The sequence below is a fragment of the Streptomyces spirodelae genome (genome assembly GCF_017676385.1).
GTDB lineage: Bacteria > Actinomycetota > Actinomycetes > Streptomycetales > Streptomycetaceae > Streptomyces > Streptomyces spirodelae.
This window is the reverse complement of record NZ_JAFFZN010000025.1, coordinates 61,929-86,050: the sequence shown is the minus strand read 5'-3', so window position 1 is coordinate 86,050 and position 24,122 is coordinate 61,929. Positions and strand designations below refer to the sequence as shown.

At 73.8% G+C, this 24,122-nt stretch carries 22 protein-coding genes; 16 read left to right on the top strand and 6 right to left on the bottom strand.

Translation table 11 applies throughout. The features are described 5' to 3' along the window. Nucleotides 1–5: 5 nt before the first annotated feature. Together JW592_RS24510 and JW592_RS24505 are read right to left on the bottom strand one after the other, a co-directional pair. A complete protein-coding gene (locus tag JW592_RS24510; RefSeq protein ID WP_209267379.1) occupies nt 6–437 on the bottom strand; it encodes an ATP-binding protein in 432 nt (143 codons plus the stop codon). Nucleotides 438–663: 226 nt separating this feature from the next. After that, nucleotides 664–1,848 carry an 8-amino-7-oxononanoate synthase gene (locus JW592_RS24505; RefSeq protein ID WP_209267378.1) on the bottom strand — a complete coding sequence of 395 codons (1,185 nt, stop codon included), beginning with the start codon at nt 1,846–1,848 and terminating at the stop codon, nt 664–666. 161 nt (nt 1,849–2,009) lie between these two features. On the opposite strand from JW592_RS24505, the gene bioB reads away from it, so the two are divergent. From bioB to mug, 10 genes are all read left to right on the top strand, one after another. Beyond that, nucleotides 2,010–3,095 (top strand): biotin synthase BioB, encoded by a 1,086-nt coding sequence (bioB, locus tag JW592_RS24500; protein WP_209267377.1) that lies wholly within the window; start codon nt 2,010–2,012, stop codon nt 3,093–3,095. Beyond that, nucleotides 3,088–4,440 carry an adenosylmethionine--8-amino-7-oxononanoate transaminase gene (locus JW592_RS24495; protein ID WP_209267376.1) on the top strand — a complete coding sequence of 451 codons (1,353 nt, stop codon included), beginning with the start codon at nt 3,088–3,090 and terminating at the stop codon, nt 4,438–4,440. The genes bioB and JW592_RS24495 overlap by 8 nt, the downstream gene beginning before the upstream one ends. 13 nt (nt 4,441–4,453) lie before the next feature. Beyond that, nucleotides 4,454–5,215, top strand: coding sequence for a dethiobiotin synthase (bioD, locus tag JW592_RS24490; protein ID WP_209267375.1), 762 nt, complete (start codon nt 4,454–4,456; stop codon nt 5,213–5,215). 157 nt (nt 5,216–5,372) lie between these two features. Then, nucleotides 5,373–5,558, top strand: coding sequence for a hypothetical protein (locus JW592_RS24485; protein ID WP_209267374.1), 186 nt, complete (start codon nt 5,373–5,375; stop codon nt 5,556–5,558). Between the two features lie 66 nt (nt 5,559–5,624). Next, nucleotides 5,625–6,059: a GNAT family N-acetyltransferase gene (locus JW592_RS24480; protein ID WP_209267425.1), complete on the top strand. Its 435-nt coding sequence runs from the start codon at nt 5,625–5,627 to the stop codon at nt 6,057–6,059. Nucleotides 6,060–6,280: 221 nt separating this feature from the next. After that, nucleotides 6,281–7,642, top strand: a complete 1,362-nt coding sequence (locus tag JW592_RS24475; protein ID WP_209267373.1) for a hemolysin family protein — start codon at nt 6,281–6,283, stop codon at nt 7,640–7,642. Next, on the top strand, nt 7,639–8,649 hold the full coding sequence (locus JW592_RS24470; protein WP_209267372.1) for a hemolysin family protein: 1,011 nt from the start codon (nt 7,639–7,641) through the stop codon (nt 8,647–8,649). The genes JW592_RS24475 and JW592_RS24470 overlap by 4 nt, the downstream gene beginning before the upstream one ends. A gap of 163 nt (nt 8,650–8,812) precedes the next feature. Continuing rightward, nucleotides 8,813–9,517: an SGNH/GDSL hydrolase family protein gene (locus JW592_RS24465; RefSeq protein ID WP_229376760.1), complete on the top strand. Its 705-nt coding sequence runs from the start codon at nt 8,813–8,815 to the stop codon at nt 9,515–9,517. Nucleotides 9,518–9,639: 122 nt separating this feature from the next. Further along, complete coding sequence (gene purB, locus JW592_RS24460) at nt 9,640–11,070, top strand: adenylosuccinate lyase (protein WP_209267370.1); 1,431 nt, start codon at nt 9,640–9,642, stop codon at nt 11,068–11,070. Nucleotides 11,071–11,117: 47 nt separating this feature from the next. Next, nucleotides 11,118–11,621 carry a G/U mismatch-specific DNA glycosylase gene (gene mug / locus JW592_RS24455; RefSeq protein WP_209267369.1) on the top strand — a complete coding sequence of 168 codons (504 nt, stop codon included), beginning with the start codon at nt 11,118–11,120 and terminating at the stop codon, nt 11,619–11,621. On the opposite strand, the gene JW592_RS24450 is transcribed toward mug, so the two are convergent. Next, nucleotides 11,607–12,017: a hypothetical protein gene (locus JW592_RS24450; RefSeq protein ID WP_209267368.1), complete on the bottom strand. Its 411-nt coding sequence runs from the start codon at nt 12,015–12,017 to the stop codon at nt 11,607–11,609. The two genes, mug and JW592_RS24450, sit on opposite strands and share 15 nt — an antisense overlap. Nucleotides 12,018–12,171: 154 nt before the next feature. Here JW592_RS24450 and JW592_RS24445 point away from each other — a divergent pair, with 154 nt between their 5' ends. Beyond that, nucleotides 12,172–13,335, top strand: a complete 1,164-nt coding sequence (locus JW592_RS24445; protein WP_209267367.1) for an ROK family protein — start codon at nt 12,172–12,174, stop codon at nt 13,333–13,335. 62 nt (nt 13,336–13,397) lie between these two features. Here JW592_RS24445 and JW592_RS24440 read toward each other — a convergent pair whose 3' ends face one another. After that, nucleotides 13,398–14,153, bottom strand: a complete 756-nt coding sequence (locus JW592_RS24440) for a GntR family transcriptional regulator (RefSeq protein ID WP_209267366.1) — start codon at nt 14,151–14,153, stop codon at nt 13,398–13,400. Nucleotides 14,154–14,381: 228 nt separating this feature from the next. On the opposite strand from JW592_RS24440, the gene JW592_RS24435 reads away from it, so the two are divergent. Next, the gene (locus JW592_RS24435) at nt 14,382–15,155 is read left to right on the top strand and encodes an SDR family oxidoreductase (protein WP_209267365.1); all 774 of its coding nucleotides are present in this window, start codon (nt 14,382–14,384) and stop codon (nt 15,153–15,155) included. Between the two features lie 19 nt (nt 15,156–15,174). On the opposite strand, the gene sigJ is transcribed toward JW592_RS24435, so the two are convergent. Next, on the bottom strand, nt 15,175–16,077 hold the full coding sequence (gene sigJ, locus JW592_RS24430; RefSeq protein ID WP_209267424.1) for an RNA polymerase sigma factor SigJ: 903 nt from the start codon (nt 16,075–16,077) through the stop codon (nt 15,175–15,177). Nucleotides 16,078–16,256: 179 nt separating this feature from the next. Between sigJ and JW592_RS24425 the strand changes: the two genes are divergently transcribed. Then, the gene (locus tag JW592_RS24425) at nt 16,257–17,132 is read left to right on the top strand and encodes an alpha/beta fold hydrolase (RefSeq protein WP_209267364.1); all 876 of its coding nucleotides are present in this window, start codon (nt 16,257–16,259) and stop codon (nt 17,130–17,132) included. A gap of 20 nt (nt 17,133–17,152) precedes the next feature. On the opposite strand, the gene JW592_RS24420 is transcribed toward JW592_RS24425, so the two are convergent. After that, on the bottom strand, nt 17,153–20,359 hold the full coding sequence (locus JW592_RS24420; protein WP_209267363.1) for a hypothetical protein: 3,207 nt from the start codon (nt 20,357–20,359) through the stop codon (nt 17,153–17,155). A gap of 225 nt (nt 20,360–20,584) precedes the next feature. Between JW592_RS24420 and JW592_RS24415 the strand changes: the two genes are divergently transcribed. From JW592_RS24415 to JW592_RS24405, 3 genes are all read left to right on the top strand, one after another. Further along, nucleotides 20,585–22,168 (top strand): alkaline phosphatase D family protein, encoded by a 1,584-nt coding sequence (locus JW592_RS24415; RefSeq protein ID WP_209267362.1) that lies wholly within the window; start codon nt 20,585–20,587, stop codon nt 22,166–22,168. Nucleotides 22,169–22,184: 16 nt separating this feature from the next. Continuing rightward, on the top strand, nt 22,185–22,715 hold the full coding sequence (locus tag JW592_RS24410) for a DUF1990 domain-containing protein (protein ID WP_209267361.1): 531 nt from the start codon (nt 22,185–22,187) through the stop codon (nt 22,713–22,715). Nucleotides 22,716–22,823: 108 nt separating this feature from the next. Beyond that, nucleotides 22,824–24,038, top strand: a complete 1,215-nt coding sequence (locus JW592_RS24405) for a GNAT family N-acetyltransferase (RefSeq protein ID WP_209267360.1) — start codon at nt 22,824–22,826, stop codon at nt 24,036–24,038. Nucleotides 24,039–24,122 lie beyond the last annotated feature (84 nt).

Here is a 24,122-nt window from a genome sequence, read left to right as displayed (position 1 = left end):
CAGGTTCACGCCGCCGGCACCGGCAGCCAGGGAAGCTCGACCCAGACCGTCTTGCCGCCGTCCGGCGTGGGCGTGATCCGCAGCCTGCCACCGGACTCGGCAGCCAGCGTACGGATGATCACCAGCCCGCGCCCGTTGTCCTGCTGCACGGCGGCGGGTAGCCGGCGCGGCCTGCCGGGGTGGCTGTCGGTGACGCCGAGGCACAGCCTTTCGGCCCTCTCCAGCCGCAGCTGGACGGTGAAGGTGGGAGACCTGCCGAAGGTGTGCTGGACGGCGTTGGTGGCCAGCTCGGAGACGATCAGACGCAGCGACTCCACGGCGTCCGCGCCCTCGGGCAGCCCCCAGGCCAGGAGGGTGTCGGTGAGATGTCTGCGGGCGGCGGTGACGGAAGCGGGCGCACTCGGCAGGGTGATCGTCGCTTCCTGGTGGTCTGCCATGGCGAGGCCGTCCCTTTCCCCGGGCCGTTGGCTCCTCAGTCGCGCGGCAGCGGGCCCGCGCTCCGCCCTCGCGAAGAGACGGAGAGCGTCCCGGAACCGCTGCGCGACAGAGTGCCACTCCCGGCGACGCCGTGCGGCCGATCCCCCTGCTTGCGCGGAGTTCTGTCGCCCGAAGCGGTGAACTCTGCCAGGTGAGCGCACATCGAGCCGCACGGCCCGCTCCGGGTCAGGCGGCCGTGGTGGGTGCCGTCGCGATGACGGTGTCGGCGGCCCGGGCGAGCACGGAAGCGGACAGGTCGCCACGCGCGGTCAGGCGGAGGCGCGAGACGCCGTCGGGGACGGACGGCGGGCGGAAGCAGCCGACATGGAGCCCGGCGGCCCGGCAGTCGGCGGCCCATCTGACGGCGGCCTGCGGCGAGGGCGCGCGTACCGAGACGACGGCCGCGTCGGGACGGGTGGCGTCCAGCCCGGCTGCTGTCAGCCTGGCGTGCAGTTCGGTGGCGACGGCGCGGGTGCGCGCCGCGCGCTCCGGTTCGCGGCGCAGCAGTCGCAGGGCGCCCAGCGCGGCACCGGCCGCCGCGGGTGCCAGGCCGGTGTCGAAGATGAAGGTCCGTGCGGTGTTGACCAGATGCGCGATGACGTGCGCCGGCCCCAGGACGGCGCCACCCTGGCTGCCCAGCGACTTGGACAAGGTGGCGGTCACCACCGTGCCGGTGCTGCCCGCGAGCCCGGCGGCGTACGGCGCGCCGCGGCCGCCGTCGCCGAGCACGCCGAGGCCGTGCGCGTCGTCGACGAGCAGCCCGGCGCCCGCCGCGGCGCAGACGGTGGCGAGTTCGGCCAGCGGTGCGGCGTCGCCGTCGACGGAGAAGACGGAGTCCGTGACGACGAGCGCCGGCCCGTCGTCGGTGTGCCCCTCAAGTTCCTTGGCCACGGCCTCCGGGTCGGCGTGCGCGGCGACGGCGGTACGGGCACGCGAGAGGCGGCAGCCGTCGATCAGCGAGGCGTGGTTGTAGGCGTCCGAGACCAGCAGTCCCCCGCCGCCCGGCGCGTTGGTGAGCGCGGTGACGGCTGCGAGGTTGGCGGCGTACCCGGAGGAGAGGACGAGTGCCGCCTCGAAGCCGCAGAAGGCGGCCAGCTCGCGCTCCAGTCGGGCGTGGAGTTCGGTGGACCCGGTCACCAGCCGGGAGCCGCCGGCCCCGGCGCCCCAGTGGCGGGCCGCATCGGCGGCGGCGGAGACGACTTCGGGGTGCCGGGAGAGCCCGAGGTAGTCGTTGCCCGCCAGGTCGAGCAGCGGCGAGTCGGCAGGGCGCGGCACGAGCGTGCGCAGCAGCCCGGCGGCGCGGCGGGTCTCCAGCGCCGCTGCGGTCCATCCGAAGGGGTCCGCGGCATGGGCTGAGGGGTCCTGGGGCATGGCGGCTCTCTTCGTCGCCGGAGTGTTCGGTTTGTTGGCAGTCAATAGAACCTAACCTGCCATGCCGGACGTCGACGTGTGACAACATCCACACCTCGCTCAAGCGGTCTTGTAGGCTTCCTCCATTACCCGGCACGGTCGCATGGGCAAGGATCGTGCCCATGGACGACCTGCTGAACTCACTGGTGAACAAGGGGCTCCGCGGCGAGACGCCCACCCGCGACGAGGCACTGGCGGTGCTGCGGACCACGGATGACGACCTGCTCGATGTGGTGGCGGCGGCCGGCAAGGTGCGCCGCCGGTGGTTCGGGAAGCGGGTGAAACTCAACTACCTGGTCAACCTCAAGTCCGGACTGTGCCCCGAGGACTGCTCGTACTGCTCGCAGCGACTCGGCTCCGAGGCCGGCATTCTCAAGTACACCTGGCTCAAGCCCGAGGAGGCGGCCGACGCGGCGGCCGCCGGTGTGCAGGGGGGCGCCAAGCGGGTCTGCGTGGTGGCCAGCGGGCGGGGACCCACCGACCGCGACATCGACCGGGTCTCCAGGACGATCGAGGCCATCAAGGACCGCAACGAGGGCGTCGAGGTGTGCGCCTGCCTCGGCCTGCTCTCCGACGGTCAGGCTGAGCGGCTCCGCGAGGCGGGGGCCGACGCCTACAACCACAACCTCAACACGTCCGAGGCCACCTACGGCGACATCTGCACCACGCACACGTACGAGGACCGGGTGGAGACCGTCAAGCAGGCCCGGGGCGCCGGGCTCTCGCCGTGCTCCGGGCTGATCGCAGGGATGGGCGAGACGGACGAGGACCTGGTCGATGTGGCGTTCTCGCTGCGGGAGCTGGACGCGGACTCGGTGCCGGTCAACTTCCTGCTGCCGTTCGAGGGCACGCCGCTGGCCGAGGAGTGGAACCTGACGCCGCAGCGCGCGCTGCGCATCCTGGCCATGGTGCGGTTCGTCTGCCCGGACGTGGAGGTGCGGCTGGCGGCCGGGCGCGAGGTGCATCTGCGTTCGCTCCAGCCGCTGGCGCTGCACCTGGCCAACTCCCTCTTCCTGGGGGACTACCTCACCAGTGAGGGCCAGGCGGGCAAGGCCGACCTGGAGATGATCGCCGATTCGGGATTCGAGGTGGAGGGCACCGAGGAGACCACGCTGCCCGAGCACCGGCGCGAGGAGCGGGCCCGTCCGCACGAGCGAGTGGCCGTACGGCTGCGGGGAGCGGGGACGGAGCTGCCGCCCAATGCCTGAGAGCACCACCCCCGGGACACCGTACGGCCGAGAGCCGGGCGAGGTGCCCGGGAGCGCCACCGACGCACTCCGCGCGCTGGACCGGCAGCATGTGTGGCACCCCTACGCGCCGATGCCGGGGAAGAGCGACCCGCTGGTGGTGGAGTCCGCTTCCGGCGTACGGCTGCGGCTGGCCGAGGCGGCGCACGGGCAGCGGGAACTGATCGACGGGATGTCGTCCTGGTGGTCTGCCATCCACGGCTACGGCCACCCGGTGCTCGACGAGGCAGCGCGTGACCAGCTCGGCAGGATGAGCCATGTGATGTTCGGCGGACTCACCCACGAGCCCGCAGTACGGCTGGCAGCACGGCTCGCCGAGATCTCACCCGGCGACCTGGAGCACGTCTTCCTGTGCGACTCGGGCTCGGTCTCGGTCGAGGTGGCCGTCAAGATGTCCCTCCAGTACTGGCGTTCGCTGGGGCGGCCGGAGAAGCGGCGGCTGCTGACCTGGCGCGGCGGCTACCACGGGGACACCTGGCAGCCGATGTCGGTGTGCGACCCGGAGGGCGGTATGCACCATCTGTGGTCGGGTGCGCTGCCTGTGCAGGTCTTCGCCGAGGCGCCGCCGTCGGGCTTCGCTGCGGAACCCGACGAGGAGTACGTCGCCCACCTGCACAAGATGGTGGAGCAGCACGCGCACGAGCTGGCGGCCGTCATCGTCGAGCCCGTGGTGCAGGGCGCGGGCGGGATGCGGTTCCACTCCCCCGCGTATGTGCGGGCGCTGCGCGAGGCGTGCGACGAGCACGGTGTGCTGCTGGTGCTGGACGAGATCGCGACCGGGTTCGGCCGTACCGGGGAGCTGTTCGCCGCGCAGCACGCCGGTGTCACCCCGGATGTGATGTGCGTCGGCAAGGCGTTGACGGGCGGCTATGTGTCGATGGCCGGCACGCTGTGCACACCGCGTGTGGCGCGGGGGATCGCAAGGGGCTCGGTGCCGGTGCTGGCGCACGGCCCGACGTTCATGGGCAACCCGCTGGCCTCCGCGATCGCGGGCGCCTCGCTGGATCTGCTGCTCTCCCAGGACTGGCGTGGCGAGGTGCGGCGGGTGGGCGAGGGCCTGCGTGCCGGGCTGGCCGGGGCCGCCGCGCTGCCGGGGGTGCGGGAGGTGAGCGTGCTGGGCGCCATCGGCGTCGTACGCCTGGACCACGAGGTGGACCTCGCCGCGGCGACCCGGGCCGCCGTACGGGCCGGGGTGTGGCTGCGGCCGTTCCGCGACATGGTCTACGCCATGCCGCCGTACGTCACCCAGGACGAGGACGTCGCACGGATCGCCGCCGCGATGTGCGCGGCCGCGCGGGAAGGCTGACGGGAGGCCGAGGATGCGGAACAGCCCGGACATACCAGGCACCAGCGGCGTGTTGTGCGTCTCCGGTGCCGGGACGGAGATCGGCAAGACGGTGACGACCGCCGCGGTGGCGGCGTGCGCGCTGCGCGCCGGCCGCTCGGTGGCCGTGCTCAAACCCGCGCAGACGGGCGTGCCGGCCGGGATGCCGGGGGACGTGGCGGAGGTGCTGCGGCTGGCCGGTGGCCGGAGCACGGCGCCGGGCGCGCTGACCGGCGCCGAACTGGCCCGGTACCCCGAACCGCTGGCACCCGAGACGGCGGCCCGCCGCGCGGAGCTGCCCTACGTCTCGGCCGCTCAGGTCGCGGAGGCGGCCGAAAAGCTGGCGGCCTCGCATGACCTCGTACTGGTCGAGGGCGCGGGCGGGCTGCTGGTGCGGTTCGACGACCTGGGCTCGACCCTGGCGGACGCCGCCCGGCTGCTGGCTGCACCGGTGCTGGTCGTCGTCCAGGCGGGGCTGGGCACGCTGAACACGGCGACGCTGACGGCCGAGGCGCTGCGGGCCCGGCGGGTGGAGGGCGCGGGGCTGGTGATCGGCAGCATGCCCGCTGAGCCGGGACTCGCGGAGCGCTGCAACCTCGGGGACCTGCCGCGGTACTCGGGGCTGCCACTGCTGGGGGCTCTGCCCGAGGGCGCCGGGGCGCTGCCTCCGCCGCGGTTCGCTGCGGCGGCGCCTGGCTGGCTGGTGCCTGAGCTGGGCGGGACCGCCGAGGGGGTGTCTCCCCCCGTGTTCCGGTAAGGAGGTGCCCCTGTCCGACGGTTGCGGAGTGCGGGTACCTCGTGGCTGTGGGGGCACCTCCCGGCCGGAGCCCGGGGGAGCAGGGTGGGCGAGCGCAGCCCCCGACGCCGGGTACGCAAGCGAGGCGGGTCTGCCGTGGGCCTCCCCGGGTGGTCGGGTGGCACACCTGGAGCACGTCGTCGCCGAGGTGAGCCGACTGCTGGCCGACCCCGGCGAGGCGCTGGAGCGTCTGCGCCCGTACGGTCCGGCGATGAGCGACGAGGAGCTGCTGGCGTATCCGGCCCTCCTCCTGGGCTCCTCCAGGGAGATGGCCGAGCAGTTGCGCGCCCACCGGGAGCGCTAGCCACACCGTCGGCCAGTGGCTCACCAGGCGAAACGCGGTGGCGGCCGACGCGCGGGCGGTGCTGGGATGCGGCCCATGAGCGATCTTTCGATACGGGCCGCCGACGAGCGGGACATCGACCAGGTACTGGCCTTCTGGCGGGAGGCAGCCGAGGGCACCAGCGTCAGCGACGACCGGGAGGGGGTGGCCCGGCTGATCGCCCGCGATCCGGAGGCCCTGCTGCTGGCGGAACGTGAAGGGCACCTGGTCGGCACCGTGATCGCAGGGTGGGACGGCTGGCGCTGCTCGCTCTACCGGCTGGCCGTGCTGCCGTCCCAGCGGCGGCGGGGGATCTCCCGCGCCCTGCTGGCCGCGGCCGAGGAGCGGTTCACCGCGCTGGGCGGGCGGCGCGGCGACGCCATGGTGTTGGACGAGAACGAGCGGGCACACCGGGCATGGCAGGCCGCCGGTTACACCCCGCAACCCCAGTGGAGCCGCTGGGTCAAAACGCTCACCCCGTGAGGCGCGCCCTCGCGCCGGCGCGGGGAACCGGTCAGCCGTCCGCTCCGTTTACGCTGTACAGCGCCGGGCCCGCATTCCCGCGGGCCCGGCACAGTCATCGGATTCGAAAGGTGTGAGCGTCCGCCCATGGGCGACCCTCCCAGTAGTGGCTCCCGTAGCAACCACCGACATCGCGCGCCCCGGCGCCCCCTGCCCCACGATGGGAAGGAGGTGAAGGGCCGATGACGGAAGTTCTGCTGCTGCTCGTGGCACTGCTGCTGTCGCTGGCCTGCGGTGGCTTCGTGGCGGCCGAGTTCTCCCTGACGACCGTCGAGCGCAGCGAGCTGGAGCGGGCCGAGCAGCGCGGCGACCGGGGCGCCGCCAGCGCGCTGTCGGCTGTGCGGTCCCTCACCTTCCAGCTCTCCGGCGCACAGCTGGGCATCACCGTCACCAACCTGATCGTCGGTATGCTCGCTGAGCCGTCCGTCGCGAAGCTGATCGCCGGACCGCTGCGCTCGCTCGGCGTACCGGCCTCGGCCGCCCCGTCGGTCGCCCTGGTGCTCGGTACCGGGCTCTCCACGATCGTGCTGATGGTGGTCGGTGAGCTGGTGCCCAAGAACTGGGCGATCTCCAAGCCGCTGCCGGTGGCCCGGAGGGTGGCCACCCCGCAGCGGGTCTTCTCGGCCGCCTTCCGCCCGCTGATCCGCCACCTGAACAACACCGCCAACCGGGTGCTGCTGCGGATGGGCCTCGAGCCCACCGAGGAGCTGGCCTCGGCCCGCTCGCCGCAGGAGCTGGTGGCGCTGGCCCGGCACTCCGCCAAGGAGGGCGCGCTGGAGGAGGACACCGCGGATCTGTTCGTGCGCACCCTGCACCTGGCCGAGCTGACGGCGGAGAACGTGATGACGCCGCGCGTGCAGGTCACCTCGCTGGAGGTACAGGCCACGGTGGAGGATGTCGCCAACGCCACCCGCGCCACGGGGCTGTCCCGCTTCCCCGTCTACCGGGGGAACCTGGACACCGTCGTCGGCATCGTACGGATCAAGGACGTGCTGGCGGTACCCGCAGCAGAGCGGCGGCTGCGCCCGGTGACCGACCTGATGCGCGAGCCGCTGCTGGTGCCCGAGTCGCTGACCGTGGACCGGCTGCTGGACCAGCTCTCGGGCGGTGACCGCAGCATCGCGGTGGTCATCGACGAGTACGGGGGCACAGCGGGCGTGGTCACCCTGGAGGACATCATCGAGGAGGTCGTCGGCGAGGTCCGCGACGAACACGACCCGCTGGAGGTGCCCGACCTGGCACCCGCCGGGCAGGACGCGGAGGGCCGGCGCCTCTACGTCGCCGACGGCTCCGCCCGCACCGACCAGCTGCAGAGCATCGGACTGCGCGCCCCTGAGGGCCCCTACGAGACCCTCGCCGGGCTGATCGCCACCGAGCTGGGACGCATCCCGGCCGCCGGTGACACGGTCTCGGTCGCCGGCTGGCTGATCGAGGTCATGGACGCGACCGGACGGCGGGCGGCGCAGGTGCGGCTGCACGGACCGAGGCCGGGCGACGAGGCGGCCGACGCGGAGGACACCGACCGGGCGGAGGCGCGACGATGACGGTACTCCAGCTCCTGCTCGGACTGCTGACGCTGGTCGCCAACGCGTTCTTCGTCGGCGCCGAGTTCTCCCTGATCTCGGTGCGGCGCGCCCAGATCGAACCGCTGGTCGAGGACGGCGACAAGAGGGCCCGCAAGGTGCTGTGGGGCCTGGAGCATGTGTCGCAGATGCTGGCCGCCGCCCAGCTCGGGATCACGCTGTGCACCCTGGTGCTCGGCGCCGTGGCCGAGCCGGCGATCGCGCACCTGCTGGAGCCGGTCTTCCATGCGATGGGCGTGGCCGACGGCGTGGCACACGGTGTCTCCTTCGTCATCGCGCTGTCGCTGGCCACCTACCTGCACATGCTGCTGGGCGAGATGGTGCCCAAGAACATCGCACTGGCCGGTCCCGAGCGTGCTGCGCTGCTGCTGGGTCCGCCGCTGGTGGCGCTGTCGCGGGCGCTGCGCCCGGTGATCTTCGCCGTGAACTCCTTCGCCAACGGGCTGCTCAAACTGATCCGGGTCGAGCCCAGGAACGAGGTCGAGGCCGCGTTCTCGGACGACGACCTGGCACAGATGGTGGCCGACTCCAGTGAGGCGGGGCTGCTGGACGACCGCTCGACCGAGCGGCTGCGGGACGCGCTGGAGCTGGGCAGGCGACCGATCGGCGATGTGGCGCAGCCGCTGCCCAAGGTGGTCACGGCAGGCCGTGGCGTGACGCCCGAGGGGCTGGAGAACCTCTCGGCGCGGTCCGGCTTCTCCCGCTTCCCCGTGGTGGACGACGACGGGCGCGTGCTGGGCTATCTGCACGTCAAGGACGCGCTGGACGCCGCGCCCCGGGAGGCACCGTTCCCGCTGACGGCGATGCGCCCCATCGCCCGCGTGCGCGCCTCGCTGCCGCTGGACGACGTGCTGGCCGCGATGCGCTCCAGCGGCACCCATCTGGCGGCCGTCACCGGGCCGGACGGGCGCGCGACGGGCGTGGTGACGATGGAGGACGTGCTGCGGGAGCTGGTGGGGCAGGCGTAGCCCCACCGGAGGTCGTTGCACTGGGCGGGCAGTCGTTGCTCCGGGCAACCGGATACCATCGGCGACCGTGACCAGTGCAGCGATCACCGCCTCCCCGGAAGGCACTCAACCGTCTCCCGCCTTCCGCTCCTTCGTCGCCCTCGGCGACTCCTTCACCGAGGGCATGTCGGACGTACTGCCGGACGGCAGCTACCGGGGCTGGGCCGACCTGCTGGCGGCCCGGCTGGCGGAATTGGAGCCCGGGTTCCGGTACGCGAACCTCGCGGTGCGCGGCAAGCTCATCGGACAGATCACGGCCGACCAGATCGCCCCGGCCGCCGCGATGAAGGCCGACCTTGTGACGCTGGTGGGCGGCCTCAACGACGTCCTGCGGCCGGGCTGCGACACCGCGCGGGTGTGCGCGCTGCTGGAGGAGTCGGTCGCCACGCTCGCGCCCTCCTGCGGCACGCTGGTGCTGATGCGCAGCCCGGGCCGGCGCGGCCCGGTACTGGAGCGCTACCGGCCCCGGATGGAGCAGCTGTTCGACTTCATCGAGGACCTGGCCGGCCGGTACGGCGCTGTGGTGGTGGACCTCTTCGCCTCGGAGGCATTGGGCGACCCGAGGATGTGGGCGGACGACCGGCTGCACCTCACCGATGAGGGGCACCGGCGGGTGGCCGAGGCCGTCTGGCAACGCCTCGGGCTGCCCGCCGAGTCCGACTGGAACGCCCCGCTGCCCCCTGCGGCCCCACCCTCCTGGCCCGCGCGCCGGGCCGCGGACCTGCGGTTCGCCCGCATCCATCTGCTGCCGTGGATCGGGCGCCGCCTCACCGGCCGCTCCTCCGGCGACGGCCGCACCCCCAAACGGCCGGAGCTGGCCCCCATGTAGGCGCACCCGGCATGGGGGCTGCGCTTGCCGACCCTGCTCCCCCAAGCTCTTCGAGCAAGGGGGGCACCCCTCCCGCGAGGGGCGGTCCAGACACCGCGCAGCGGCCCGTAGACTCGGGCGACGTGAGTGACAAGCCGCGCATCCCGAACGTCCTGGCGTCCCGCTACGCCTCCCCCGAACTGGTCCGCATCTGGTCCCCGGAGTCGAAGATCGTGCTGGAGCGGCGGCTGTGGCTCGCCGTCCTCAAGGCGCAGCGGGACCTGGGCATCGCCGTGCCGGACGAGGCACTGGCCGACTACGAGCGGGTGGTCGAGAACGTCGACCTCGCCTCGATCGCGGAGCGCGAGAAGATCACGCGGCACGACGTGAAGGCGCGGATCGAGGAGTTCAACGCGCTGGCCGGCCACGAGCACGTCCACAAGGGCATGACCTCGCGCGACCTCACGGAGAACGTCGAGCAGCTGCAGATCCGCCTCTCCCTGGAGCTGGCCCGCGACCGTACGGTCGCGCTGCTGCACCGGCTGGGCTCGCTGGCGGGCGAGCACGCGGCGCTGGTGATGGCCGGCCGCTCGCACAACGTCGCCGCACAGGCCACCACGCTGGGCAAGCGGTTCGCGACCGGCGCCGACGAGCTGCTGGTCGCCTTCGAGCGGCTGGAGGAGCTGCTGCGCCGCTACCCGCTGCGCGGCATCAAGGGCCCGGTCGGCACCGCGCAGGACATGCTGGACCTGCTCGGGGGTGACCAGGAGCGGCTGACCGACCTGGAGCGGAGGATCGCCGAGCACCTCGGCTTCGGCCGCGTGTTCACCTCCGTCGGGCAGGTCTACCCGCGCTCGCTGGACCACGAGGTGGTCACCGCGCTGGTGCAGCTCGCAGGTGCCCCCTCGTCGCTGGCCAAGACGATCCGGCTGATGGCGGGCCAGGAGCTGGTGACCGAGGGCTTCAAGGAGGGGCAGGTCGGCTCCTCGGCGATGCCGCACAAGATGAACACCCGCTCCTGCGAGCGCGTCAACGGCCTCATGGTGATCCTGCGCGGCTACGCCTCCATGGCGGGCGAGCTGGCTGGTGACCAGTGGAACGAGGGCGATGTGTCCTGCTCGGTGGTACGGCGCGTGGCACTGCCGGACGCGTTCTTCGCCTTCGACGGGATGCTGGAGACGTTCTTGACGGTGCTGGACGAGTTCGGTGTCTTCCCTGCCGTGGTCTCCCGGGAGCTCGACCGCTACCTGCCGTTCCTGGCCACCACCAAGGTGCTGATGGGCGCCGTGCGCGCCGGGGTCGGCCGGGAGGTGGCACACGAGGTGATCAAGGAGCACGCGGTGGCGTCCGCGCTGGCGATGCGCGAGGGCGCCGAGCACAACGAGCTGCTGGACCGGCTGGCGGCGGACTCGCGCATCCCGCTGGACCGCGCGGCGCTCGGCGAGCTGATGGCGGACCGGCTGTCGTTCACCGGCGCTGCCGCAGCGCAGACGGCCGAAGTGGTCAGCCGAGTCCAGGAGGTCGCCGAGCTGCACCCCGAGGCCGCCGCCTACCGTCCGGGAGCGATCCTCTGAGTCCGCGGTTCACCAAGCAGGAGCTGGAGGCGGCCCGCGGCAAGCTGGTGCCCGATGTGGCCGCCGAGGGGCTGCGGGTGCTGTTCTGCGGCATCAACCCGGGGCTGCTCTCGGCGGCGACGGGGCACCACTTCGCCCGCCCCGGCAATCGCTTCTGGCCCGCACTGCACGCCTCCGAGTTCACCCCGCGCAGGCTGCGCCCGGACGAGGAGCGTGAGCTGCTGTCGTACGGGCTGGGCATCACCAACGTCGTCGCACGGGCGACGGCGCGTGCCGATGAGCTGACCCGCACGGAGTTCACCGAGGGCGGCCGACAGCTGGAGGCGAAGATGGCGCGGCTGCGACCGAAGTGGCTGGCGGTGCTGGGCATAACGGCCTACCGCGCCGCCTTCGACGAGCCGGCCGCTGCTGTGGGGCCGCAGGAGCGGCTGGTCGGCGGGGTGCCGGTGTGGGTGCTGCCCAACCCCAGCGGGCTCAACGCGCACTACACGCCCGCGGCGCTGGCCGAGGAGTTCGGCAAGCTGCGGGTGAGCGCCTCAGCCGAGGACTGAGACCGCGCTCCTGCCCGGCTCCCCCACCGCCGCGAGCAGTTGCAGCGGTATCTCCTCACCGCGGCGGGCCAGGCCGACGCCCATCCAGCGCTGGTCCACGCGCCACACGGACAGCTGGGCGACGCGCCAGCACAGCGTGCGCTCGGGTTCGGGCAGCGGCTTCCCCTCGGCGGCTGCCAGCAGCAGCGCGTCGAGATCGACGGTCTCCGGCTCGCCCCACTGCTGGGACAGCAGCACGACCAGCGCCTCGTGGTCGGCCCGCACTTCCTGCTCGGCCTCCAGCAGCGCGACAGGGTCGCCCTCGGGGTCCGGGTCGGCCGTGCGTAAGACGGCGGCCTGGGCGGCGGGCTCGGCCTGCAGGCTGCCGATGGCGGCGAGATGCTGTGCGAGTCGCATGAGAACAGTCAACCTCCCGGCACTGACAGCCGGTTGAACGGCCGATGGGGACGCAGGGCGTCACCGTGGGGTCGGCCGGAGTACCCCGGCCGCTCGCCGTGACTCCCCACAGCGGTTACGATCCGCCCCACGCGCACAGGCAGGGAGGCGGAGCGTGAGCAGGCTGACCGGAAGGGACCCGTCCCTGCTGCGGCGGATCAACTCCACGGTCGTGTTGCGGGCGCTGCGCGGCACCACGACCCCGTCGGCGCTGACCCTCACCGAGCTGGTGCACGCCACCGAGCTGTCCCGGCCCACGGTCGAGGGCGTGGTCGAGGATCTGATCGAGGCGGGTCTGGTGGCCGAGGCCGCCGACGAGCCGGGCGGTACGGCACGACGGGGACGCCCGGCGCGCAGATTCCGCTTCCGTGCCGAGGCGGGCCAGCTGCTGGGGCTCGAGATCGGACCGCACCGGGTGGCGGCCGTCCTCTCGGACCTGACCGGCCGCCTCACCGGCTCCCTCTCCAGAGAGGTGGTCGAGACGGCGGAGGCCGACGCGCGGCTGGAGCGTATCCGCGCCACCGTCGCCGAACTGCTGCGCAGGACGGGCACCGCGCGCGACACCCTGCGCGCGGTCGGGGTGGGCACCCCCGGCATCGTGGAGGCCGACGGAACGGTGCGGCTGGGCACGGCGCTGCCCGGCTGGACGGGCCTGCCGCTGGGCGAGCGGCTGCGGCGGTCGTTCCGCTGCCCGGTGCTGGTGGAGAACGACGCCAACGCGGCGGTGCTGGCCGAGCACTGGAAGGGCGCGGCGCGCGGCGTGGACGATGTGGTGATGGTGCTGGCGGGGCTGAGTCCTGGCGCGGGTTCGCTGATCGGCGGTCGGCTGCACCGTGGGTTCGGCGGTGCGGCCGGGGAGATCGGGGCGCTGCACCTGCTCGGCAGGGAGGCCAGGCCCGAACGGCTGCTGTCCACGACGGACGAGCCGCTGCACCCGCTCGACGAAGCCGCCGTCGCCCAGGTGTTCGCGCGGGCCCGGGGCGGGGACGACCGGGCGCGCCGGGCGATGGACCGCTTCCTGGCCCGGCTGGTGCACGACGTGGCGGCGCTGGTGCTGGCGCTGGACCCGGAGCTGCTGGTGGTCGGCGGCTGGGCCTCGGGGCTGGACGGCGTGCTGGACCCGCTGCGCGCCGAACTGGAGCGCTACTGCCTGCGCCCGCCGCGGGTGGCCCTCTCCCGGCTGGGCGAGACGGCGGTGGCGACAGGGGCGCTGCGAGTCGCCCTGGACCACGCGGAGAGCGAGCTGTTCACCCTGGAGGAGACCGAGCCGGCGCGCTGACGGCCGCCTCGAGCCGCGACCGGCCCCCGGTCGGCCCGGCTCTGGGTCGGCCCGGCTCTGAGTCAGCTCGCCAGCAGCGAGACGTCCTCACCGTCGCTGAACGAGAGCCGGCAGGTGTCGGCGCGGTAGGTCGCGACGGAGACCGCGGCGGTGCCGCCCTCGGCGACGTACCGCGTCGTGACGACCAGCACCGGGGCGCCGGGCAGCCGGTCGAGCCGGCGTGCGTCGTCGGCGCGCGCCGAGCCCAGCTCGACCGTACGGTCCTGCCCGGCGAGCTGGAGCCGGTGGAGTTCGCGCAGCACAGCGCGGGCCCTGGCCGCTGTGTTCGGCTCCTCCTGGGCACCGGCCGGAATGGCGGGGACCGACTCGGCCGGCACGTACAGCACCTCGGAGGCCACCTGCTGGCCACCGGTGGTCCGGCTGCGGAGCACCGCGTGCACGGCAGCGTCACGCGCCACGCCGAGCATCCGGGCCACCGGCGCCGGGGCGGGGGCCGTCCGGTGCTCCTCGGTGTGCCAGGCGTCGCCCGGGGCGCCCGGCCAGGCGTGCGGACCGGCTTCGGAGCCGACGTCCACGCCCATCCGGGGCGGCGCGACGGTGGTGCCGACGCCGCGGCGACGCTGGAGGCGGCCCTCCAGCTCCAGCTGTTCGAGGGCTTGACGGAGCGTCGCGCGGGCCACGCCGAATCTGGCGGCCAGCTCGCGCTCGTTCGGCAGGATCTCGCCGACCGTGAACTCGGAGTCGAGCGCCTCGGAGAGCACCGTCTTCAAGTGCCAGTACTTCGGCTCCGGCACCGTCTCCAGCTGCGTGGTCCCCACCCTTGCCTCCGCGATCCCCGTGCGCCCAACGGGCGGTGTGTGTGGCGGTGTTTACGTGCACTTGTTTTTTAAAGGTTCTTGCGTATGCCCAGACCATAGGACGGCCCCCACCCTTGGTCAAGACCAATGCCCCTGGCCCCTGGCACTTGCCGACCTGCGGCGCGAGTGCTTTGATCGATCATCGATCATCCCTCGACCGCCACCGGTCACCGACGCCCGGAGGACCCCATGGCCCGTCCCCTCAGCCCCGCCTCCCGGCAACGGGTCACCGTGGTGACCGGCGGCAGCCGCGGCATCGGTGCCGCCACAGCGCTGCGGCTCGCCCGGGACGGCCACCACCTGGGCATCGGCTACGCGACCGACGAGCAGGCCGCGGCCCGTACGGCGGCCGTGGTACGCGAGGCAGGCGGCGAAGCCGTCACCGTCCAGGTGGACATCAGCGAGGCCGACGCCGTGGACCGCCTCTTCGGCACCGTGCGCGAAGCGCTCGGTCCGGTCACCGGGCTGGTCGCCAACGCGGGCGTCTCCGGGCCACTCGGCCGGTTCACCGAGACGTCGCCGGAGGTGATGCGCCGGGTGGTGGACGTCAACGTGACGGGCACACTGCTGTGCGCGCGTCGTGCCTTGCGGGAGATGTCCACGGCGTACGGCGGGTCCGGCGGCGCCATCGTGAACATCTCCTCCAGCGCCGCCACCCTCGGCTCCCCCGGTGAATATGTGCACTACGCCGCCTCGAAAGCGGCCGTAGACGCCATGACGGTGGGGCTGGCCAAGGAGTTCAGCGGTGAGGGCGTACGCGTCAACTGCGTACAGCCGGGTTCGGTGCTGACCGAGATGCACGCCAAGATGGGCGACCCGGACAGGGCGTGGAAGAAGGCCGGGATCACCCCGGCCGGGCGCCCCGGCGAGCCGGAGGAGATCGCCGACGCCGTCGCCTGGCTGCTCTCCGACGCGGCGTCCTACACCTCGGGCGCCGTACTCAGGGTCGCGGGCGGCCTGTGACGGCGAGCCGCCGGGCGCCTCACTCCGCGAGCTGAGCCAGGTGGGCGAGCTTGGCCGGGTTCCTGATCAGGTAGACGGCCCGGATGACCCCGTCGGCCACATCCACGGAGAAGACCGTGTCGGGCCGTCCCTGGTAGGTCGTCAGCACGGCGGGGCCGCCGTTGAGCTCCAGGAACCGGATGCCGAACGCCGGGTCGCGCGCACCCTCCGGGGCGACCGCCGCGACGAAGCGGCTGACCTTGTCGGCGCCCAGGATGACGCGGCGCGGCGCCTTGGCACCGCCCGCGCTGTCGGAGACCAGCCGTGCCTGCGGCGCCAGCACCGAGACCAGCCCCTGTACATCGCCTTCCACGGCGGCCTTCAAGAAGCGCTCGGTGAGATTCCGGCGCTGTTCGGGGTCGACCTCGAAGCGCGGCTTGCGCTCCGCCACGTGCTGCCGGGCTCGTCCGGCGAGCTGGCGCACGGCGGCCTCGCTGCGCTCCAGCGTCTCGGCGATCTCCGCGTACGGGAAGCCGAACGCCTCGCGCAGTACGAAAACCGCGCGCTCCAGCGGTGAGAGGGATTCGAGCACCACCAGCACCGCCAGGGACACCGACTCGGCCAGCACCGCCCGTTCCTCGCCATCCTGTGTGCGCCCCGCCGTCAGGGCCAGGTCGGTGACCAGCGGCTCGGGGAGCCAGGAGCCGACGTAGGACTCCCGCCGGGCCTGGGCCTGACGGAGTCGGTCGATCGCCAGCCGGGTGGTGATCCGCACCAGGTAGCCGCGCGGCTCGCGCACCTGCGCGCGGTCGGCCGCCGACCACCGCAGCCACGCCTCCTGCACCACGTCCTCGGCGTCGGCCACCCGGCCCAGCATCCGGTAGGCGACCCCGTCGAGGACCTGCCGGTGCTCCTCGAAGACCTTGGTCACATCAGCGGTCAGGTCAGCGCTCACGCCGTCATCATGCACCGGGCACGCGGCGGCGGGCCACCCGGGGGCTTCCCCGGACGGACGCTTGCTGACATCGTGTCAACGAGCCCATGAGCCGCGGCGGCGCCCGGGCCCAGGCTCACCGGCCCCGCGCCCCGCCGCCCAGCACCGCAGGAACCGTAGGAGTGGCCATGCCAGCCGTCTTCACCCCGCAGACTCCCGCCCGACGCTCCGCCTCCGTCGTGGAGGTCGGGGCCGACGGGCGGCCGACGGTCCAGCTCGCCTACGAGCGCCGGGGCCGAGGCGAGCCGATGCTGCTGCTGCACGGCATCGGACACCACTGGCAGGCGTGGGAGCCGGTACTGACCGTGCTCGCGGGAAGCTACGACGTGATCGCCCTCGACCTGCCGGGGTTCGGTGACTCGCCGGGACTGCCCGAGGGCGTCTCCTACGGGCTGGAGAGCGTGGTGCCGCTGCTCGCCGAAGCCTGTGCGGCGCTCGGTGTGGGCCGCCCGCACGTGGTGGGCAACTCGCTGGGTGGCCTGCTGGCACTGGAGATGGGGCTGCACGGCTCCGCCCGTTCGGTCACCGCCCTCTCCCCCGCCGGATTCTTCACCCGTCCCGAACGCGTCTACGCCTACGCGGTGCTGCGCGGGATGCGCGCCGGCGCACGGGCGCTGCCGGACCCGGTTCTCTCGCTGCTCGCCCGTACCGCCGCCGGACGTGCCACGCTGACCAGCACCATCTACGCCCGCCCCGGCCGGCGTTCCGCCGACGCGGTGGTCGCCGAGACCCGCGCCCTGCGGCAGGCGCCCGGTTTCGCGCCGGTACTGGCCGAGGGGCAGCGTCCCGGAGCCCTCTTCAGCCAGGACGTCCCGGACATCCCGGTGACCATCGGCTGGGGCGACCGCGACCGGCTGCTGCTGCGGCGGCAGGGCATACGGGCCAAGCGCACGATCCCCGGCGCCCGCCTCGTCCGGCTGCGCGGCTGCGGTCACGTGCCCATGAACGACGACCCCGCCACGGTCGCCCGCGTCATCACGGACACCGCCCGCGCCCTCGCCTGAGACTGAGACTGAGGCGCCGCTCAGCTCAGCGCGCTCTCGATCCGCAGCTCCAGCGCCTCGGCCTCGCTCACCCGCTCCGCCACCGCACCGTACGGGTCGGGCGTGCCCGCCGGGTAGGCGGCCCGCACCCGGGTGAGCCGGTCGACGGCCTGGTCGTACCGCCCTAGTTCCACTTCGAGTCCGGCGGCACGCAGCTGGGCACTCGTCGCCTCGTGCAGCCCCGCCTCGCCGCAGGCGTGGAAGGCGCTCACGGCTCGGTCCGCGTACTCGATGCCGCGCGCCAAGCGGTCCAGCGCGGCCGCACCCCGCACGGCGCCCGGCTCGCCGGGCGCCGCAGCCGGCGGCACCGCCACCGGCTCCACCAGCAGTTCGGCGGTCTGCCGGTAGGTGTGGCCCGTCTCCAGCCGCAGCCTGAGCCGCTGTTCCTCGTCCAGTACGCCCTCCGGGTCGCCGAGCACCTGGGCGATCTCGCGCTGGGCCGCGTCCATGAAGCGCAGCGACTCCTCCACCGGGGCACCCGACTCCATCGCCAGCCAGCCGCGCGCGTGGAGCGTACGGATCACCGCGTGCGGGTCGCCCACCTCCCGCCACAGCCCCTCGGCGCCCGCGTACAGCTCCGCGGCGACGGCGTACCGGCCGGAAGCGCGGTGGGTGTCGGCGGCCAGGTGGGTGACGACGGCACACCCGTGCCGGTCCCGCCACGGACGCGGCGGCTCGGCCGCCCGGCGGAACAATCCTGCGGCAGCACTGAGCTGTGCGGGCCGCGCGCAGGACTGGCCGAGCCACACACAGGACTGCACGATGCCCGGTTCGTCGGCCGGCTCGGGCTCCTCCAGCAGCTCGCCGAGGGCCGCGACCAGGAAGGCCGCCGCCTCGTCGGGCTGTTCGAGGGCGAGCAGGCAGCCACCGAGCCGGAGCCTGGCACGGGTGGCCTCGGCGTCGCCGCCCGAGCTCTGGAGCGCGTGCACGGCGTACCGGAGGGATTCGGCCTCCTCGGCCAGCAGGCCCTGGGCCGCGTGCACATCAGCGTGCGCCAGATGGAGCCGTGCGAGGTCGGCAGGGGTGCGGGTCGCGCCCCGGCGGTCGTACAGGGCGCCGCGCAGCACCTCGGCGGCGCGCTTGTGGTCGCCGGTCTCGCTCAGCAGCCGGGCCAGGGCGAGTTCGGGCCCGGTGGCCGACCAGGGGCGGCCCGCCTCGTGGAAGAGACCGGCGGCTTCGGCCAACAGCTCGCTCGCGCGTACCGCGTCACCGCGCCGGGCTGCCAGCCGCCCGCGGGTCTCGGTGGCCTCGGCGATCCGGGCGCGGACCGCGGGCTCGGAGCTGTCGGGCAGCGCGAGGACGACCAGGTCGGCCAGTTCCGCGTCGAGCGCGTCGGCGGCCGGTCCGAGCGGGTCGGCGGCCGGTCCCAACGGGTGGGCGGCCGGCCCCGGCCGGTCCGCGGCGCCGTCGGTGTGCTCCGTCCCGGTGACGGTCGCCCGGGCCGGGTAGCCCGCGTCGAACGGCGTACCCTCGCCGCCCGCCTCGCCGTCCCGCGTCCCGCCGAGGTGGTGGGCCCGCATCCGGGCGCGGGTCAGCAGTACGGCGGTGGCGTGCCGGGTCCCGACGCGCCCGTCGGCGTGCAGGCGCAGCGCCTCGGCGCAGAGCGCGTCGACCGGCTCGGGCGGCACGGCATCGCCTTCCGGCGCGAAGGAGGCGGAGAAGACGGCGCGCGCCCGGCAGGCGAGGGCCTCGCCGGGCAGTCCGGCACCGGCGAAGAGGCTCGCCGCCTCGGTGAAGCGGGCGGCAGCCGCGCCGGGGGCGGTGCGGACCTGTTCCATGGCGCGGTGGTCGAGGAGTTCGGCCCGCTCGCGCTGCGGGAGCCGCAGGCCGGCCCGGGCGACCGCGTCCTCGGCTGCAGCCCACCGGGCTGCCGCGTCCGGGTGCCCTTCGGCGCTCAACCGCCGCGCCTCGTCCAGCAGCCGGTACGGATCAGCGGCCTCGGTGGTCCCCGCGACGGGCCCGGCCTGCGGGAGTACCACCGCGCCGAGGCCGAGCGGCAGGAACGGGACCAGCTGCGGTGCGGCGAGCCGGGCCCGGACGGCGGCGCCGTGCACCGTGGTGCCGGCCCGCCGGTCGAAGCGGTCGGCCACGTCCTGCGCCTGGGCGGCCGCGTACTCCAGCAGCGAGGCCGCGTTCCACGCCCGCCCGCGGGGCCCGGGGACGGGGAGGGCGCCCTGCCCTTGTTCGTCCAGCCGCCGCATCAGCAGCGCCACCGCACACATCCACGCCTGGTGGCCGGGGGCGTCGTCCTGCCACTCCCAGCGGGTCTCGTCCTGCTCGGCGAGGATCTCCAGTCCGCGTGGCTCGTTGCCGGTGAGGGCACAGAACTCCACGTGCCGGGCGAGGGCACCGCGGCCGGTCGGGTCCTCACGGACCAGCAACTGGCCCGCGAGGTGCCTGCTGCGGGCCTCGGTGGTGCGGCCGAGGCGCAGCAGCGGGGCCGGCGAGGCGGCGAGCAGGTACGGCTGCTGTTCGGCGCACGGGTACTCGCCGCGCAGCACCGGCTCCCACATCCGCAGCGCCGCCTCGTCCTCGGCGGCGCCACTGCCAGGTGCCCGGACCTCGGCCTCCTCGGCGCGTGCGGCGTGCGCCCGGCCGCGCCAGGCCAGCTCGCAGCCCGCGCAGTCGGCGCCGCGGTCGCGTTCCGCCTCCAGCCAGGCGTCGTAGGCGCGGGCGGCACGCTGCCGGTCGCCGAACCGCTGCGCGGCGAGGAACTCGCGGGCGTGTACGGCGCGTTGTGACAGTCCCGCCTCGGTGTGCGCGCGGGCCATCAGGGCGAGCCACTCCTCGACGTCCGCGACCGGTGTCGCCGGGTCGGCGATCAGGTCCTCCACCGCCCATCGGAGGGACCACAGGAGTGCGAAAGCGGTCTCGTCGTCGAACGCCTCCGGGTCCTCGTCCCGCAGCCGCAGCGCGCGGGCCACGGGGGCCGCTGTGGTGCGTCCGGCGGAGCCGAAGGCGCGGCTCGCGGCCAGGTGCACCAGCGCGGCTCCCAGCGCGGCACGCGCCTCCCGGGTGCCCGCCGCCGATACCTCGCCTTCCGCCGCGCGTGCCTCGTCTTCCGCCACCAGGGCCTCGGCTTCCGCCACCAGGTCGGCGGCGCGGGCGACGCGCTCGGGGCCGTGCGGCTCCGATCCGCACGCCCGGATGTCCGCGCGGAGCTGCGCGTGCGTACGGCTGGTGCTCATCGGGCCTCCTGGGCCGGGGTGGGGGGGAGCGGGCGGCATGCGGGTGGAGTGGTCCGTGGAGCGGCATCCTAGGCCGCCCGGCGCTGCGGGACACCCGTAGCGGGCTGCCCCCTTCTGTCCGGTGTGACACCGGTGTTCACTGGGGCTTCGTGTGCACGGCACACGACCGGGATACAGGTATCCGAGAGACCGGTAAGAGCTGACACGCTGCAGGGAGGCCCGCACATGGCACAAGGCGATCCGGCGACCGGCAGATCCCCCGGGCGGAGGGCGGTGCTGCGCGGCACGGTCGGTGCGGGGGCGACGCTGTCCGTGCCGCTGCTCAGCGGCGCGGCACCGGCGCAGGCGCGGCGCGGCCGCCCGTCGGCCGAGTGGGGGGTGCAGGCCGGGGACGTGACGATGTCCTCGGGGCTGGTGTGGGTGCGTGCGGACCGCCCGGCGCGGATGGTGGTGGAGACCTCGGCCACCGAAACGTTCCGCAACCCGAAGCGGTGGTACGGGCCCGTGGTGGGTCCTCAGACCGACTTCACGGGGCGTACGGCGCTGCACGGGCTGCCGCCGGGCGAGCAGATCCACTACCGGGTGACGCTGACCGACCCCGACGACCCGCGGCGCTCCGGACGGCCGGTCGAGGGCACCTTCCGTACCGCGCCGGCGCGCCGCCGCGATGTGCGGTTCCTGTGGTCGGGTGACCTGGCGGGCCAGGGCTGGGGCATCAACCCGGACCGGGGCGGCTATCCGATCTTCGATCAGATGCGGAAGCTGGACCCGGACTTCTTCCTCAACAGCGGCGACACCATCTACGCCGACTCCCCCATCCAGGAGCGGGTGGAGCTGCCGGACGGCGGGGTGTGGCGGAACGTCACCACCGAGGAGAAGTCCAAGGTCGCCGAGACGCTGGCGGAGTTCCGCGGCAACTTCCGCTACAACCTGCTGGCCGAGAACCTGCGCCGGTTCAACGCGCAGGTGCCGTGCGTCGTGCAGTGGGACGACCACGAGGTGCTCAACAACTGGTATCCGGGCGAGATCCTGGACGACGACCGCTACACCGTCAAGGATGTCTCCACCCTCGCGGCCCGTTCGCTGCGGGCCTTCAGCGAGTACTTCCCCATCAGCACTCTGCCGCCGAAGGACGAAGAGGGCCGCGTCTACCGGGTCGTGCGGCACGGGCCGCTGCTGGACGTCTTCGTGCTGGACATGCGCTCCTACCGGAACGCCAACTCGCCGGGCCGCCTTCCGGACGACACCCAGGGCATCCTCGGCGAGCGGCAGCTCAAGTGGCTCAAGCGGGAACTGTCGCGCTCCCGCGCGGTGTGGAAGGTCATCGCCTCTGACATGCCGCTGGGGCTGGTCGTAGCGGACGGCAAGACCGACTTCGAGGCCGTCGCGCAGGGCGATCCGGGCGCGCCGCTCGGCCGGGAACTGCAGATCGCGGAGCTGCTGCGGCACATCAAGCACAGGCGGATCACCGGCACCGTGTGGTTCACCACGGATGTGCACTACACCAGCGCCCAGCGGTACGCCCCCGAGCGGGCGGCTTTCAAGGACTTCGCGCCGTTCTGGGAGTTCGTCTCCGGGCCGCTGAACGCGGGTGGCTTCAAGGCGCTGAAGCTGGACGGCACCTTCGGCCCCGAACAGAAGTTCCTCAAGGCCCCGGACCGCGCCAATACGCCGCCGACCGAGGGCGGGCAGTATTTCGGCCAGGTGGACATCGACGGCTCGACCGGCGAGCTGACGGTACGGCTGCGCGAGGAGAGCGGCGCGGTGCTGTTCACCAAGGTTCTGCAGCCGGGCCGGGTGGGCCAGTAGCGCGGGCGGCGAGGCCGTGACCGCACGCCCCGACTTCAGCTACACGCCCGTCGGCCGCACCGCCCACGGGGTGACGCCGCCCGCCTTCCGCGCGCTGTGCGTACACACCTGGCTGGGCTCCGGCGAGGCCGTCTTCGCGGCGGCCTCGCGGGCCGTGCTGGAGTGGCGTATGCACCGCGCGATGGGCGTGCGGATGGTGACCGACGCCGAACGAGCGGCGCCCGGCGTCCGGGTGACGGTCGGCCTCGGCGCCGGTCGGCTGCGGGTGCACGGGCCGTGCCGGGTGGTGTGGGCGGTCGACGGGGAGCGGCGGGCCGGCTGGGCGTACGGAACGCTGCCGGGGCACCCGCAGTGCGGCGAGGAGGCGTTCTGGGTCGAGCACGCCGAGGACGGCCGGGTCCGGCTGTCCGTGTGGGCCTACAGCAGGCCGGCTGTGTGGTGGACGCGTGCGGCGGGCCCCGTGGTGCCGGCGCTGCAGCGGCTCTACGCGCACCGGTGCGGGCAGGTGCTGCGGCGGCTGGTCCGGGAGCGACCCACCGGAGGATGAATGGTCAACAGATGGCCTGAATAGGACGTTTGGCCGCCAGGTGCTCTTTTTACGCACCTGTCACGCCTCGTTCGTGGTCAGGCAATGACCGTCCAGAAGGGTGGACGTATGGCTGATGACTCTGCCGACGGGAAGACCGGCACCACGACCGGAGCGGCGACACGCCCCTGGCTCCGCGCGAGGACGGCGGCGCGGGACGGGTGGCGGGCGTGGCACGCCCGGCGGACACGCGACGGGCGCACCGGCGGGGGCCGCGTGGCGGGTGACCGTCCGCGCCACAAGGACGCCACCACGCTGTGGCGGGTGCGCACGACCGTACGGGAGGAACCGGGCTCCCTCGCGCGGGTGTGCGGCGCGCTGGCGGCTGCCGGAGTCGACATCCTGACCCTCCAGACCCACCCGCTCGGGGACCGCACAGTGGACGAGTTCCTGCTGCGCGCCCCCGCGGCGCTGGAGCCGCACGAGCTGACACGGCTGCTGTCGCACGCCGGCGGCAGCGACACCTGGAGCGAGCGGGCCGACGCGCACGATCTGGTCGACACCCCGACCCGGATACTGGGCCTGGCCACCCGCGCAGCCGTCGACACCGCCGAACTCCCCATGGCGCTGCGCACGTTGCTGGGCCGCTGCACCATCCGTTCGGTCCCCGGCAGTACACCTCGGGAGGGCACACTGGAGGGAACGTCGCTGCGCCTGCCCGACCCTGCCGGAGGAGAAATCGTCGTGGAACGGCACCATGTGCCCTTCACCCCCACCGAGTTCGCGCGGGCACAGGCCCTGGTGGAGCTCGACGCGCGGCTGGGGCGCCGTACCCCGCGCGAGCAGCACGCGTACACCCTTCCCGAGGGCCGTGCCGTCACGATCCGCCGGGCCGACGAGGGCGACCTGGAGGCCGCGCTGGCGATGCACGCCCGCTGCTCCCGGCAGACGCTCGGCCGCCGCTACCACGGGCCGGTCAAGGACGCCGACCGCTATCTGCGGCACCTGCTCTCGCCGCGCTTCGGCCGCACCCTGGCCGTCGAGTCGCCCGCCGGTGAGCTGGTCGCCCTCGGCCATCTGCTGTGGGACGGCGACGAGACGGAGGCCGCGCTGCTGGTCGAGGACGCCTGGCAGCGGCGCGGCATCGGCTCGGCACTGCTGCGGCGGCTGGTCGCGATGGCCCGCGAGGCGCGCTGCGAGAGCGTCTACGCGGTCACCCAGTCGTCCAACACGGGCATGGCCGCGACAATGCGGGGGCTCGGGCTGCCGCTCGACTACCAGGTGGAGGAGGGCACCCTGGTGGTGACCGCCGCGCTGACCCCGGCGGCGGTGGCCCGGCGCTGACCCGCCGGGCGGCGTGACATGGCACATCCCGGCATCTCCCGGGCGCCTCCCGGTGCTGACGGCAGGGCGACCGGCATACGAGGA